12 protein-coding genes are annotated in these 14,798 nt (G+C 39.4%); 5 read left to right on the forward strand and 7 right to left on the reverse strand.

All coding sequences use genetic code 11. The features are described 5' to 3' along the window. Positions 1 to 23: 23 nt before the first annotated feature. The 4 genes from L2096_RS15650 to L2096_RS15665 all read right to left on the reverse strand — a co-directional run bounded on the left by L2096_RS15650 (position 24) and on the right by L2096_RS15665 (position 4,834). A complete protein-coding gene (locus L2096_RS15650; RefSeq protein WP_250365816.1) occupies positions 24 to 1,367 on the reverse strand; it encodes a DcaP family trimeric outer membrane transporter in 1,344 nt (447 codons plus the stop codon). A 291-nt stretch (positions 1,368 to 1,658) separates the two neighbouring features. Beyond that, complete coding sequence (locus L2096_RS15655) at positions 1,659 to 2,351, reverse strand: class I SAM-dependent methyltransferase (protein WP_250365817.1); 693 nt, start codon at positions 2,349 to 2,351, stop codon at positions 1,659 to 1,661. 62 nt (positions 2,352 to 2,413) lie between these two features. Then, a complete protein-coding gene (locus tag L2096_RS15660; protein WP_250365818.1) occupies positions 2,414 to 4,108 on the reverse strand; it encodes an AMP-binding protein in 1,695 nt (564 codons plus the stop codon). A 108-nt stretch (positions 4,109 to 4,216) separates the two neighbouring features. Next, a complete protein-coding gene (locus tag L2096_RS15665) occupies positions 4,217 to 4,834 on the reverse strand; it encodes a TetR/AcrR family transcriptional regulator (protein WP_250365819.1) in 618 nt (205 codons plus the stop codon). A 145-nt stretch (positions 4,835 to 4,979) separates the two neighbouring features. On the opposite strand from L2096_RS15665, the gene L2096_RS15670 reads away from it, so the two are divergent. From L2096_RS15670 to L2096_RS15690, 5 genes are read left to right on the forward strand one after another with little or no spacing between them, the layout of a single operon-like run. After that, positions 4,980 to 6,152, forward strand: coding sequence for an isovaleryl-CoA dehydrogenase (locus tag L2096_RS15670; protein ID WP_004947336.1), 1,173 nt, complete (start codon positions 4,980 to 4,982; stop codon positions 6,150 to 6,152). A 24-nt stretch (positions 6,153 to 6,176) separates the two neighbouring features. Further along, on the forward strand, positions 6,177 to 7,778 hold the full coding sequence (locus L2096_RS15675; RefSeq protein WP_151808680.1) for a carboxyl transferase domain-containing protein: 1,602 nt from the start codon (positions 6,177 to 6,179) through the stop codon (positions 7,776 to 7,778). 9 nt (positions 7,779 to 7,787) lie between these two features. Beyond that, complete coding sequence (locus L2096_RS15680; RefSeq protein WP_250365820.1) at positions 7,788 to 8,591, forward strand: enoyl-CoA hydratase/isomerase family protein; 804 nt, start codon at positions 7,788 to 7,790, stop codon at positions 8,589 to 8,591. A gap of 13 nt (positions 8,592 to 8,604) precedes the next feature. Next, positions 8,605 to 10,596, forward strand: a complete 1,992-nt coding sequence (locus L2096_RS15685) for an acetyl/propionyl/methylcrotonyl-CoA carboxylase subunit alpha (RefSeq protein ID WP_250365821.1) — start codon at positions 8,605 to 8,607, stop codon at positions 10,594 to 10,596. Beyond that, positions 10,593 to 11,486 carry a hydroxymethylglutaryl-CoA lyase gene (locus tag L2096_RS15690; RefSeq protein ID WP_250365822.1) on the forward strand — a complete coding sequence of 298 codons (894 nt, stop codon included), beginning with the start codon at positions 10,593 to 10,595 and terminating at the stop codon, positions 11,484 to 11,486. The genes L2096_RS15685 and L2096_RS15690 overlap by 4 nt, the downstream gene beginning before the upstream one ends. 142 nt (positions 11,487 to 11,628) lie before the next feature. Here L2096_RS15690 and L2096_RS15695 read toward each other — a convergent pair whose 3' ends face one another. The 3 genes from L2096_RS15695 to L2096_RS15705 form a co-directional block, all read right to left on the reverse strand. Then, the gene (locus L2096_RS15695; protein ID WP_250365823.1) at positions 11,629 to 12,915 is read right to left on the reverse strand and encodes a type VI immunity family protein; all 1,287 of its coding nucleotides are present in this window, start codon (positions 12,913 to 12,915) and stop codon (positions 11,629 to 11,631) included. Next, positions 12,912 to 13,910 carry a hypothetical protein gene (locus L2096_RS15700; protein WP_076032477.1) on the reverse strand — a complete coding sequence of 333 codons (999 nt, stop codon included), beginning with the start codon at positions 13,908 to 13,910 and terminating at the stop codon, positions 12,912 to 12,914. The genes L2096_RS15695 and L2096_RS15700 overlap by 4 nt, the downstream gene beginning before the upstream one ends. 2 nt (positions 13,911 to 13,912) lie before the next feature. Beyond that, positions 13,913 to 14,798 (reverse strand): DUF2345 domain-containing protein (locus L2096_RS15705; protein WP_250365824.1); only part of this gene is annotated, 886 nt, incomplete at its 5' end.

The following is a 14,798-nucleotide window of genomic DNA, read 5'->3' on the forward strand; positions in this document are numbered from 1 at the left end:
TGTTATTCAAGGCTTTATTGGTATTAAAAATCATAAATCGCCATTATATTGATGCGATTATCCGTCCCTGTGCGACCATCAAAGGTTTCACGTTCACCGTAGACATATTCCATCCCCAAAGTAACTGGGTTGTAAGGTTTGTACATGCCATTGATCCAGCTTTGCCATAGTTCTTTATTTTGAGCTGTGTTGTCTTGATTGATTCGTGCAAAAGCATTGTTGTCCTTGGCTTTCATGTAGCCATAACCCAATGTTGAACGAAATTGAGTATTAAATTGATGGGTAATCCCTGCTGAAATTGAATCAAACTCATTGCTTTGAATATGTTTTTGATCATCAATTACATAGCTGCTATTGCTCCATAATAGGAAACGTCCGTCACCTTTAATATGGTTATAGTCTGCTTTGAGGAAAGTTTTTGGTGTTAACTGATACTTTCCACCAATCCCGACACCCCAAGCCCATTGTTCATCTTGACTGGTTTTCTTTTCAGCGACAAAGCTACGTCCAGATAGCATAGAACCATTGGCAAACTTATGATTTATACGTCCAACAAAGGCAGGTAAACGCATTTCATTATCAGGGTCAGAGCTTGTTGTATATTTAGGATCTTCTACTGCTAAAGCAAAGCTGGTATTTGCCGTAATATTGTCACTATAACGAACCAATGGTGAGCGCTGTAATGCTCCGCCTACATAGGTCGCCGCATCGACCGTTTCCGGGTAATATTCAGGTGCGATAAACGTTGACCATGTCTGACCTAATAACCATTTATCAAAAGTTAAGTAGGCATGGCGGATACGGAATTGATCGCGTGATGCACTACCAAAGAAGTCCATTTCTAATTTTCCACCGACATCACCCATAGCAGTCGGTGTTTTAAAATTAAGACCGATCCGAGAAACATTTGCAGTGCTATGCAAGCGATCTTTTTGTTGCGCTTCTTCAGCAGTTCCTTCTAGTGGTACGCCGCTGATATTGTTGTACATCGTTGATGCGCCTTTGGCTTGATACGATGCGTCTGCACGCAAATATCCATATAAATTCACCTCTGCACCAGATTTGGTGAGTGATAATTTCGGCGTTGCGGATTGAAGGGGTTCAGTTTTAGGTGCAACCATGACCTGAGTAACGTGCTGAACAGGCGGAGTTTGCTGAACATAATTTTGCTGCATTGCACGCAATTCTTTTACTTCTTGACGAAGTTTATCTATTTCTGAATTTTGCTGCATTGCGCGCAACTCTTTTACTTCTTGGCGAAGTTTTTCTATTTCTGCGCTTTCTGAGCCTGCATAACTTCCAGACATGGCAGTAAGTACAGACAGCGCTAAAACACTTTGCCGAATTGTGAAGATGAATCTTTTCATTAAAATCAATTTCCTTATTTCATGAACTTTAGCTTTTAAGTTCATTTTGTGTTTGCGTTGTATCCTTTGCAGTACTCGATGACTGCAACGCATTTCTTGTTTTAAAACCTAATCATTTGATTTTTATTTATTTAGTCTCCTTTGATTATTTTCTATAGCAATTTATTCAGACAAAAAGAACCTCACAATCACTATGAAAGTTACTTTGAATTGAACGTTTGGTAAAAATAAAATCTAAATTGTTCTTCTCATCATTTTTTCATTGTGAATGCGTCTCTTGGGTTATGGTGCTTAAGCAGACTCGGCAATTTCTGCCTTTTTGGCAAGCAAACCCTGATACATTAAGATTTGACTGTATGAATGTACGTCTTCAAAACCAATGTCTTGGAGCCGTTGCTGATATTCACTGAATGAAATAGTGAAAAAGTCATTTTCCATGCGATCTAACATTTTCTGGCATTGCAATTCAGTTAGGCCTTGAGTCATACATAAATAACATAAAGCTTGTAAATGCTGAGGGTTGCTGCAAGGCATTAAATCATAGGTCAATAACAGTCCACTCTTTTTTAAGCAACGATGGATACTGCTATAAAATTCATTTTTTTGTTCATCAGCAATAAAGTGCGCGACTAAAATAGAAAGTGCAGCATCAAAAACAGCAGCTTCAGTTAAAGTAGAATGATCGCCATGTACAAACTGTACCTGAGCTGACTTTCCCATGTGTTTAACACGTGTTTCTGCCATTTCAAGCATGGCTAAAGAAGGATCAAGTGCCGTGAATGTCCAATCAGGATGTTTATTGAGTAAATATTCCAACTCATAACCTGTTCCACATCCAACAATAAGTATGTGTGCGGTTGGTTGAAGTACAGACTGCAAAATGGCATCCACTTGTTGATGAATGATTTCATATCCGGGAATTAATTTACGGATATGTTGATCATATGCTTCAACGATCTTTGGACTATTAAAATCTTTTGCCATTGACGAAGATCCTTTGCCTTATAACTTTAAAATGCTGTTTTTCTATATGATGTAAAACTCATTTAGTCGAATACGCTTCCAGTTAAATTTAGTTCAGCGCGCATGATTTCCTGTAACTTGAACTTCTGCGCTTTGCCTGATGCGGTCATAGGAAATTCATTTAAGAATTTTACGTAGCGTGGCACTTTATTATGTGAAATGTGTTCCTTACAGAAACTACGAATACTTTCTTCATTAATCTGATGATGTTCATGCAAAATAATACAAGCGCATAGTTCTTCACCATAACGCGTATCAGGCAGGCCAATCACTTGCACATCACAGATTGCAGGGTGGGTATATAAGAAGTCCTCAATTTCTTTAGGAAATAGATTTTCTCCACCACGAATGACCACATCTTTAATACGGCCTTTGATTTTGACAAACCCTTCAGCGTCCATGTCCGCAATGTCACCTGTATGCATCCAACCTGCGGCATCAATGACTTCACGGGTTTTTTCTTCTTCGCCCCAATAGCCAGCCATTACCGAGTAACCTCTAACGCATAATTCGCCTAAAGTTCCTTGTGGTACGAGTTGTCCTTCAGGATCTACGATTTTGATTTCGACATGAGGATGAACTTGTCCAACCGTACTGACACGTTTATCAATCGTGTCATTCACGGAGCTTTGTACGCTTACGGGTGAAGTCTCGGTCATGCCATAGCAAATCGTGATTTCTGACATATGCATACGATCAATCACCCGCTGCATAATTTCACGTGGGCATGGGCTTCCCGCCATAATTCCTGTGCGCAAGCTAGATAAGTCAAATTCATTAAATTGTTCATGCTCTAAAGTGGCGATAAACATGGTGGGTACGCCGTATGCTGCCGTACAACGCTCGTTGTGAATGGTCTTTAGTGTTTCTAATGGATTAAAAACAGCTGATGGATACACCATAGTAGAACCATGTGTGATACAGGCCAGATTTCCCATAACCATACCGAAACAGTGAAATAAAGGTACTGAGATACACACTTTATCTTGTGGCGTTAAACCAATACCCTCTCCTACAAAATAACCATTATTCAAAATGTTATGATGAGTAAGCATTGTGCCTTTCGGATTACCCGTTGTACCTGATGTAAATTGAATATTAATGGTTTCATCAAATTGCAATTGCTGCGTCACTAATTGTAATTGATCGAGTTGTTGTTGACTTGGTGCAACAACTAGATCATTAAAACGATGAATACCTGTATGCTGTTTTTCATCTATTTTGATCACAAATTTTAAGAAAGGCAGACGCTCTGAATGAATCATTTTGTCAGTACAGACAACAATTTCTGGTGCAATTCGCGTCAAAAATTCTTGATAATCAGTCGTTTTGAATTGTGAAGCGATGACCAATCCTTTGCAGGAAACTTTATTCAATACATACTCTAACTCATGGCTTTTGTAGGCAGGATTTAAGTTCACTAGGATAATTCCTGCTTTAAAAGCTGCAAACTGAGTGATCGTCCATTCCACACAGTTTGGTGACCAGATACCAAGTCGATCGCCTTTCCTTAAACCGAGCTGGAGCAAGCTACAGGCAAAAGCATTCACTTCATCCTGTAGCTCTTTATAGCTCAACCGTCTGTTCTGATGTGCACTTACAATCGCTTCTTGATCGGCATATTGCTGACAAGCTTGATCAAATTTTTCTCCAATCGTCATTCCCAATAAGGGCTGTGCACTTGGTCCAGAGGCATAGCTTAACCGTTGTTGTTGCATTGAATCATTCTCCTTGATTCTTTCTAATTCTGTTCCGATTTCATCTCTTGTTATTACTGCAACTACTTTTCAAACTGCCTTGTTTTGATTTTTACTACTGTTTATGTCTTATTTTTTCCTCACGGCATTCACACAAAAATCAGCAATCTGTTTTGAAAAATAGTCTTTATGTTGCTGATCGAACTTTGTATTTTGAGCTGGGTCTAGAGGTTCTACGGCGACATAAGTCATCGCGCCAACCACACAAAGTGCTGTGGTGTTTAAATCCTCCAACGCAAACTCTCCACTCGCATTTCCATCTGCGAGTATTTTAATAATACTTTGTTTAATCAACTGCTTAACACGAAAACGCTCATGCTCTACCAATGAATCAACAGGCTCGAAGATGAGTGAATATGCAAGCTGAGGGCTGTTTAGTGCCCTTTTTACAAAGGTGGTTACCGCTTTATGTAGCTTCTGCTCCGCCGTTAGATCACTTTCTGTAATCGCATCAATCACCAATAATTCGGTATTGATCGCTCCTGACAAAACTTCGATCAGCACCTGACTTTTATTATCAAAATAGCGATAAACCAACCCACTCGAAACACCTGCTTGCTCAGCAATTGTTTGTATCTGTGCGTCTTTAACCCCCCTTTCTGAAATTAACTTTCTGGCTGAATTCAAAATCGACTTACGATTTTGTTCCATCCGTTCTTGCATTAAAGATGATCGTTTATAGTTCATAAGATTTATTCTCTAACAAATAAAATGAATTGTAAATCATTTTATGAATCTGTATTCACTTTTTTAAAAATTCATTGTATGGTACATCTTAAGCACAAACAAGAATGCTTATGGAACAACAAATATAATCAATAGGATGAACACAATGAACCTACGTAGCTTGAATTTTGGTCTGGATGAAACATTGATTGCCCTTCAAGATTCAGTTGCCGCATTTTGTGCAAAAGAAATAGCACCAATTGCTCAGCAAGTAGATCAAGACAATAAATTTCCGAGCCATTTATGGAAAAAGTTCGGTGATATGGGCTTATTAGGCCTAACGGTTTCTGAAGAATACGGCGGTACAAACCTCGGTTATCTTGCTCATATTATTGTTATGCAGGAAATTTCTCGTGCTTCAGCTGCAATTGGACTTTCATACGGCGCACACTCAAATCTGTGTATCAATCAAATCAATCGCAACGGCAGTGAGCAGCAAAAGCAGAAATATCTTCCGAAATTAATTTCTGGTGAATATGTCGGTGCCTTGGCGATGTCTGAACCGAATGCGGGTTCAGATGTGGTCAGTATGAAATTACGTGCTGAACATAAAGGTGATCATTTCGTTTTAAATGGTTCCAAAATGTGGATAACCAATGGCGGTGATGCTGATGTTTTAGTGGTATACGCAAAAACTGACTCACATGCAGGCGCTAAAGGCATGACTGCTTTTTTAGTTGAAAAAGACATGAACGGTTTCAGTCATGGTCATCATCTAGACAAACTTGGTATGCGCGGCTCAAATACCTATCCATTATTTTTTGATAATGTAGAAGTCCCGGTTGAGAACGTGTTGGGTGGTGTCGGTAATGGCGCTAAAGTCCTGATGAGTGGCTTGGACTATGAGCGCGCAGTTTTAAGCGCAGGCCCTCTTGGCATTATGGACGCCTGCATGGATGTTGTGATTCCTTATTTACATCAACGTGAACAATTTGGACAAGCTTTAGGTGAGTTCCAGCTGATGCAAGGAAAACTTGCTGATATGTATTCAACTTGGCTGGCTTGCAAAGCGCTTGTATATGCAGTTGGTACAGCCTGCGACAAAGCAGATCATGACCGTAGCTTACGTAAAGATGCCGCAAGTGCCATTTTATATGCAGCCGAAAAAGCGACATGGATGGCAGGTGAAGCAATCCAAACTTTAGGTGGCAATGGCTATATCAATGAATTCCCTACAGGTCGTTTATGGCGTGATGCAAAACTTTATGAAATTGGTGCAGGCACATCTGAAATTCGTCGTATGTTGATCGGACGTGAATTGTTTAATGAAACCAAATAATAACGATAAATCAGGATGCATCATATGAATCAATTACAAAGCAAAGTGAATGTGCGAAGTGAAGAATTTAAAACAAACCAGCAAACTATGCAGACTTTGGTTAATGATTTAACACAAGTTGCCCAAAATATTGCATTAGGTGGCGGAGAAAATGCACGTCAAAAGCATTTAGCACGTGGAAAATTGCTTCCACGTGAACGTATAGATCAACTGATTGATGTTGGTACAGCTTTTTTAGAAATCGGACAACTTGCTGCGTATAAAGTTTATGAAGATGATATTCCTGCTGCGGGTGTGATTGCGGGTATTGGACAGGTTAAAGGTGTAACTTGCATGATCGTTGCCAATGATGCAACGGTTAAAGGTGGTACGTATTACCCGCTTACGGTTAAAAAGCATTTACGTGCTCAAGAAATTGCTGAACAAAATCACCTACCTTGTATTTATCTTGTAGATTCAGGTGGTGCGTACTTACCAATGCAGGATCAGGTATTTCCTGATCGTGATCACTTCGGGCGTATCTTCTACAATCAAGCACGTATGTCGAGCCAAGGAATTGCTCAAATTGCGGTTGTGATGGGTAGCTGTACCGCTGGTGGAGCTTATGTTCCTGCGATGTCGGATGAAACTATCATCGTTCGTAATCAAGGGACTATTTTCTTGGGTGGTCCTCCTCTAGTTAAGGCTGCAACAGGTGAAGTTGTAAGTAGCGAAGATTTGGGTGGTGGTGATGTACATACGCGTCTCTCAGGTGTTGCGGATCATTTGGCAGAAAACGATGAACATGCAATTGCGATTGCACGTAATATCGTTGCCAATTTGAATAAAAAACCAAACGAACTCAACAAACAAGTTGATGAACCATTGTTCGATGCCAAAGAGTTGTATGGAGTAGTTCCTAGCGATGCGCGCAAGCCATTTGATGTACGCGAAGTGATTGCACGTATTGTCGATGGTTCTCGTTTTGATGAGTTTAAAGCTCGTTTTGGTTCAACCTTGATCACAGGGTTTGCATCACTTTATGGAATGCCTGTCGGAATTATTGCCAATAATGGCATTCTATTTTCAGAGTCGGCTCAAAAGGGTGCGCACTTTATTGAGTTATGTACCCAACGCAATATTACGTTGTTATTTATTCAAAATATCACGGGCTTTATGGTGGGTCGCCAATACGAAAATGAAGGAATTGCCAAGCACGGTGCCAAACTGGTGATGGCGGTTGCAACAGCAAATGTGCCCAAAATCACACTCATCATTGGTGGCTCGTTTGGTGCGGGTAACTATGGTATGTGTGGACGTGCTTATTCTCCACGTTTCTTGTGGACTTGGCCAAACTCACGTATATCCGTCATGGGCGGTGAGCAAGCAGCCAGCGTACTTTCGACTTTGAAACGTGATCAGATCGAGCAAAAAGGCGCAGAATGGTCAGCACAAGAAGAAGATGAATTTAAACAACCGATTCGTGATCAGTATGAACGTCAAGGGCATCCTTACTATGCTTCTGCCCGTTTGTGGGATGATGGCGTAATTGATCCAGCTCAAACTCGACAAGTACTGGGATTAAGCCTTGCAGCAGCTTTAAATGCACCGATTCAACCGACTAAATTTGGCGTGTTCCGCATGTAAGAGGTGTTTATGAGCTATCAATTTCTACAACTGGAACAGCATGGTTTAGTGGCCTATGTGTGGCTAAATCGCCCTGAACTGCACAATGCTTTTAATACAACGGTGATTGAAGAATTGCATACGTGTTTTAAGCAACTTGCTATTCGTGATGATATTCGGATTGTGGTTTTAGCGGGTCGTGGTAAAAGCTTTTCAGCGGGTGCAGATCTGAACTGGATGAAACAAGCGGGTCAAGCTTGTGCCGAAGAAAATGAAGCCGATGCTTTAAAACTTGCACAGATGCTTGAAGCACTTGCAACTTTAAAACAACCAACGATTGCACGTGTTCATGGCATTGCTTTTGGTGGTGGGATGGGTTTGGCATCTGCATGTGATATTTGCATCGCCAGTACCGATGCAAAGTTCGCAACCTCCGAAGTTCGACTGGGTCTTGCCCCTTCTACAATTAGCCCATATGTGATTCGTGCGATTGGCGCTCGACAAGCTTCACGTTATTTTTTAACTGCTGAACGTATTACAGCGCATGCAGCAAAACAAATTGGCTTGGCACATGAAATTGCAGATGCGGAAGATTTAGATAAAAAAGTTCAAGAGATTATTGATGCTTTATTGCTGGGCGGACCACATGCTCAAGCTGCTTCTAAGCAACTGATTCAGCTGGTCAGCAATCAAAGTATGGATAATCAATTACTTCGACAAACTGCTCACCACATTGCGCAAGTGCGTCAAGGCAGTGAGGCAAAAGAAGGCTTAACCGCTTTCTTAAGTAAGCAAGCTCCAGCATGGACTTCAAATTCTAATAACAACAATTAAGGATGACCAAAAAATGTTTGAAAAGATTTTAATTGCGAACCGTGGTGAGATTGCTTGCCGTGTAATTCGAACAGCAAAAAAATTAGGTATTGCGACGGTTGCGGTTTACTCAGATGCAGATGCGCATGCACAACACGTTAAACTTGCAGATGAAGCGGTTTATATTGGTCAATCTCCTGCAACACAAAGTTATTTACAAGCTGATCGCATTATTCAAGCGGCGATCGATACAGGAAGCCAAGCGATTCATCCTGGTTATGGTTTTCTTTCGGAAAACGATCAATTTGCTTTGGCCTGCCAGCAGCATAATATTTGCTTTATTGGTCCTCCGGTCGATGCCATTTTAGCAATGGGCTTGAAAGCAACCTCAAAGGCCTTGATGGAAAAAGCAGGTGTACCTCTAACACCAGGTTATCACGGAACAAATCAAGATGCTGAGTTTTTAAAACAACAAGCAGATGAAATTGGCTATCCTGTACTCATCAAAGCCAGTGCTGGCGGTGGTGGTAAAGGCATGAGTCTGGTAGAACGTAGTGAAGACTTTCTCTACTATCTCGCGCTGTGCAAACGTGAAGCCAAATCGAGTTTTGGTAATGATGACGTACTGATTGAACGTTATGTGACTCAACCACGTCACATTGAAGTACAGGTGTTTGGTGATACACATGGCAACTATGTGCATTTATTTGAACGGGATTGTTCTGTTCAACGTCGTCATCAAAAAGTACTAGAAGAAGCGCCTGCTCCACAAATGCCAAGTGAAAAGCTCGATGCAATACGTCAAGCTGCAATTGATGCTGCGCGTGCTGTGGATTATGTTGGCGCTGGTACGGTTGAGTTTATCGTTGAACAAGACGGCACAGCATATTTCATGGAAATGAACACACGCTTACAAGTCGAACATCCTGTGACTGAAATGATTACCGGAGAGGACTTAGTCGAATGGCAATTACGAGTTGCCTATGGTGAGCCATTACCCAAATTACAACATGAGCTACAAATTCATGGGCATGCACTCGAAGCACGTATTTATGCCGAAGAACCAGACAAAGGCTTTTTACCTGCAATCGGTAAAATTGACTATCTTCGCTATCCAACGCAAAACCAATATGTCCGTGTAGATAGTGGCATTGTTGAAGGTGATGAAATTACCACTTTCTACGACCCAATGATTGCCAAATTGATTGTATGGGGTAAAAACCGTGAAGCTGCTTTAATTCAGATGCAACATGCGCTTAGTCATTTCCATGTCGATGGTTTAGACAATAATATTGCCTTTTTGGAAAAGATTGTGCGTTGTGATTCATTTAAACAAGCAAATTTGGACACCAACCTCATCCAGCGTGAAGAAAAATTTTTGTTTAGCCCAGCGAATATCAAACCTGAGCTTGTCGTTGCGACGGCATTCATTGAATTTCTCAGCAAAATGCAAAATAACCAATCGACTCAAAAGCAACTGTGGTTGGCACAACCTTTATGGCGTAGTAATGTCACATATCAACACAGTATTAAATTGAACTTTATAAACCAAAATATTCAAATTAAGCTTTCTGCTGCTGAACACGGATTTAACGCAGAATTTAATGGTCAGCAGTATCACATCGCAGGTCAATTAACTGATCATCATACTGCAAATATTCAAATTGGTGGAATTCAACAAAAACTCGCTTTTAACCGAGGTTTGCAAGGCATTACTCTATTTAACGCTGGACAAAGTTATAAATTCAGCTACTTGCGTCAGGATTATAATCAAACTGATAGTCAATCTGAACAAGGACATCTCAAAGCCCCAATGCCTGGCGTAGTAACACAACTACTTGTAGGCGCAAATCACACCGTGAAGAAAGATGATGTGCTTTTAACGCTTGAAGCGATGAAAATGGAATACACCATCCGCGCGCCTAAAGATGGTGTAATTTTAGATGCCTATTTCCAAGTAGGTGATCAAGTCAAAGCTGGTGATGAGCTTGTGGACTTCCAAGCTACTGAGGGGGAAGTTGCATGAATGACTATGTAAAAATAGTAGAAGTTGGCCCACGTGATGGTTTGCAAAACGAGAAACAAGCTTTAAGCATTGAACAACGATTGAGCTTTATCAATGATTTAATTGACGCAGGTTTAAAGTTTATTGAAGTGGGTTCATGTGTATCAGCTAAGTGGGTACCACAAATGTCGCAGAGCGATGAGTTATTTAAATTGTTGCCACAACACGATGATTTAAACTTGAGCTTGCTGACGCCAAACCTTAAAGGTTTCGATGCTGCCCTAGCAGTAGGATGTAAAGAGGTTGCGGTCTTTACCGCAGCTTCTGAGAGCTTTACTCGAAAGAATATCAACTGCTCGATTGATGAAAGTCTAGAGCGATTCTCTGAAATTTTCCAAGCCGCTCAAGCAAATCATGTGCGCGTACGCGGTTACGTATCTTGTATGGTGGATTGTCCTTATGAAGGTGCAATTGATCCCAAACAGGTCGTAAATGTCGTCAAACGTTTATATGAGATGGGATGTTATGAAATTTCATTGGGTGAAACCATTGGGACTGCAACACCAGATCGAGTGCAGAAAGTTTGGCAGGCATGCTTAGCAGAACTGGACAGCAACATTTTGGCTGGACATTTTCATAATACTTATGGCATGGCAATTGCCAATATCTATCAATCTTTACAGCAAGGTATTCGAGTCTTTGATTCTTCGCTTGCTGGACTGGGTGGTTGTCCATATGCCAAAGGTGCATCAGGTAATGTTGCAACTGAGGATTTGTATTACTTAATGTCTCAAATTGGATACGAAACAGGAATCAATCTAGAAAAGCTGATGTTAGCGAGCCAAAATATCAGTCAGACATTAAAGCGAAAAAACTTATCAAATTATGCAAATACTTATCTTCAGCAGTGAAAATTGATAATTTTTAAAAGCGTTCTTTCATCCTAAACAAAATGGCAATGTTGCATTGAGCTTATTGCCTAGTAATATTTTAAACATTATTAAGATGACCTTAAAGCAATCTAAGGCCTTATTTTAACTTTAAATTACTTAATCATTGCTTATTCGTCACTTCTAAATACCAAATGGTTTCTCCCCAACTATTATTTTCAATTTGAGGCATTATCTCACCCTGTTCGAAATAACGTTTTTCCATATTGTTTGCAGGACTATACCACTCACCTGTTTGTGGGCAAGTTTCACCACCTAAAACTTTTATTGTATTGTTATCTAATACTCCTGTTTGAGTTTTTTTAACTCGTTTTCCTTCTGGCCAATCGCTATCTGCATCAAAGCGAGCAATCCATTTTGGAGAATTCTCTATATCAAATCTTGGGTTTGGATCATCTTCCCAAGCATCTAAAGTCGTTAATTTTAATTCGTTACATCGGATTGGCTTGATCAGCTCATTCGCCATCACCAATAAATCCGGTATTCCTTCTTCGACTGGATAAAGTGACAACTCTCCAAGACGTATCCATAAACTAAATTTTTCAGAGTCTGTTGGGTCTGATAATTTAGTAATCTCAATTCGAGGATCATTCAGCTTTAAACGGATTTGCTCTTCGCTTAACCCTAATTTATCTATCCAGTAAGGTGAAAGTAAAAAACACCACGTCGGTGTTCGTATGCCAGCTCCAAGAACGGGTAGATATTCAAAGTCATCTTCATCATAATGAGAATGAAATGCCATTGAAGCTGGATGGTCAATATCTAATCCATAAAAGTAATCAGCGAATATTTTTTCGGCTGTTTCAAATTCAGGGGATATTGATGAGAGCTGGCTACTATTACCAATTTCATAGCCACTATAAGCTTGAATCGGATTAAGCTCTTTTAAGCAAATTTTAATAAATTTTTGCCACTCAACTTTATTTTTTTCATACCATTTATTACTAAATGTAATTTTTAGATATGAATAGGCACTGGCTTGCGATAACATAGCCGAATATGCCCATCGAGCACTTTGATAATTTGATTCAGCACTGGTAGCTCCTAAAAAATAAAATAAATCTAATTTTAAAGATTTTTTTGCATCATGAATTAAGCCTTTAATATCAACTTCATTTTTCTCTACTTTTCTCCAGTGACTATTTTTGTTTTCATAATATAAATTTAATTCTTTATCAATAATTTTATTTTCTAAATCCTCACAAATGGATAATATTCTATTTGCAATCAAAATCACATCTTCTTCACTATTAAAAATATAAAATGTTATATATGGACAAATACCAAACTCTTCTCCATCATAGCCATACATATAATCTCTATTACGAGCAAACTCATTTAAAAAACTTTTTATTTCAATTTTTGATAAAAACAATTCTGATATACTCATTTTAATATTTTACCTCCTTTAACTTTACTTTGGGATATTTTTTTATCTTCTGAACTTATGGCATCTTCAGGATAACGTAACAATGATAGCTTAAATCCTTCATTAGAAGTTACTTTACTAGCATACTTGGCTTTAGCACATTGTAGTTTCAATGCATTATATGATTGAAACTGACTATCTTTAATTACATCATTCTGAAACTTGATCTCAACCAATGCAAAAATATTAGTCAACGTTAATGGTTCACCACGATATTCTGGAATTATGATATCTGCACCAATTGTCCCTTTATCTTTATACGGCATTGGCCAAAATGGATTCAGTTCAGACCCAACTCTTTTAATACGTGTCTGACTAGCTAACTGGGGAGCTAAATATTTTTTAGTTTTTATATCGTAACCAAAACATACTTCTGCTTTTAAAGGACTACGCCATTTTAAAAGTTCATCCATAAATTCAAACATAAAGTTTACCGCAAGCTGCTTCAGTCTGATAATAATGTATTCATCGACATTTGCTCCTGCTAACTCTTGAGCCGTCATCTTCAATAGCTTCGCTACAATATCAACTTTGCTTTTAGGAATAACATCTTTTAATTTTTTACCCTTTTGTTTTCTCAGCTGAATCATTGGCAAATGATCTGCTTTTTCGCAAATTTGACTAATAATTGGCCTAAAAGGGATTTTTTGCTTTATCGCTGCAGTAATTAAATTACTTTTGACCTGTGGTCTTCCAGATGCAGACTTTGTCGTATTCGTCTGTTTATCCCCTGAAGTCAAAGTAGTTAATAGCACTTTCTCTCGCTGTCGATCAATCTTATCAGTAATTTCTTTATCAAGATTTTGCATGATTTTTTTAATTTCATCTTTTGCTTTTTTTATATTGTCTTGATAGTTTTTAACCTCACCATAAGCATTTGTCGCTGTACGATATAACTCATAAGCTGTTGCGGCATATCCCGCTAACTCAATTATTCCAATAATGACAGGAAGCATCGTTATTTTTCTCCCTTGGTAACTTTATTAACTGCTTGCTCCAGCTTTGCCTCCCAATTTTCGGTTATTCGCTCACTTTCTCGCATTACAGATTTATAACCAATAATTTTCTCACTGTACTCTGTGACTACTTGCTCTGTAAAACCCTGATTATCTGTAACTCCTTGCTTTATTAAATTATCGTTTGAATCTTCAATAAAATACTTATAGCCTTGAAAGTTTCTACCATCAGTTTTGAATAACTGATATTGCGCAGAATATGGCGATTGAGCAATTTCTAATTTATTCAATTGAGGTAAATCTAGTGAAACTTTCTGTCCACCCACAAACACATGCTGCCCCGCTTTAAATTCTGCTTTACCACCTGTTCTAAGAATGATGCCTTGTTCATTAATTTCAACCTGAGAGGTTTCAGCAGTAATCAAAATCCGTTTTGGAGCAGATATATTAATTACATCCTCCGTCGAAATAATCTGAATATCCTTCCGTGCAATTAAATCCGCCCCATCTCCCTGTGCCTGTAACTCGATCTTACCCTTTCCAGCATACAGGCTGGCGCCTTGCTGGGCTGCAAATAAACTAATCTTGTCACTGGCATGTGCAATCAAACTTTTTTGCGTGCTGAAGTTCAGGCTGTCTCCTGCATGCTGGCTCAGTTGTCCGTCTGCACTCAGGTGGATGTCTTGATTACTGCTCATGGCAATGCTGCTAGGCGCACTTAAGATCATCAGTGCTTGTTTAAATGCCGCTGCCTTGTTCTGGTCTTGTTGTTCGATCTGTTCCAAGAACTGTTTGAGGTTGTCTAATACTTCAAGCGGGTCAGTCTGCTGATTCTTGGCCACTTCACTTAAGGCTTTGGCATTGTTCAGGCTGCTTTCAAGCTGCTGG

The organism is Acinetobacter sp. ACZLY 512 (assembly GCF_023614015.1).
Lineage (GTDB): Bacteria > Pseudomonadota > Gammaproteobacteria > Pseudomonadales > Moraxellaceae > Acinetobacter > Acinetobacter soli.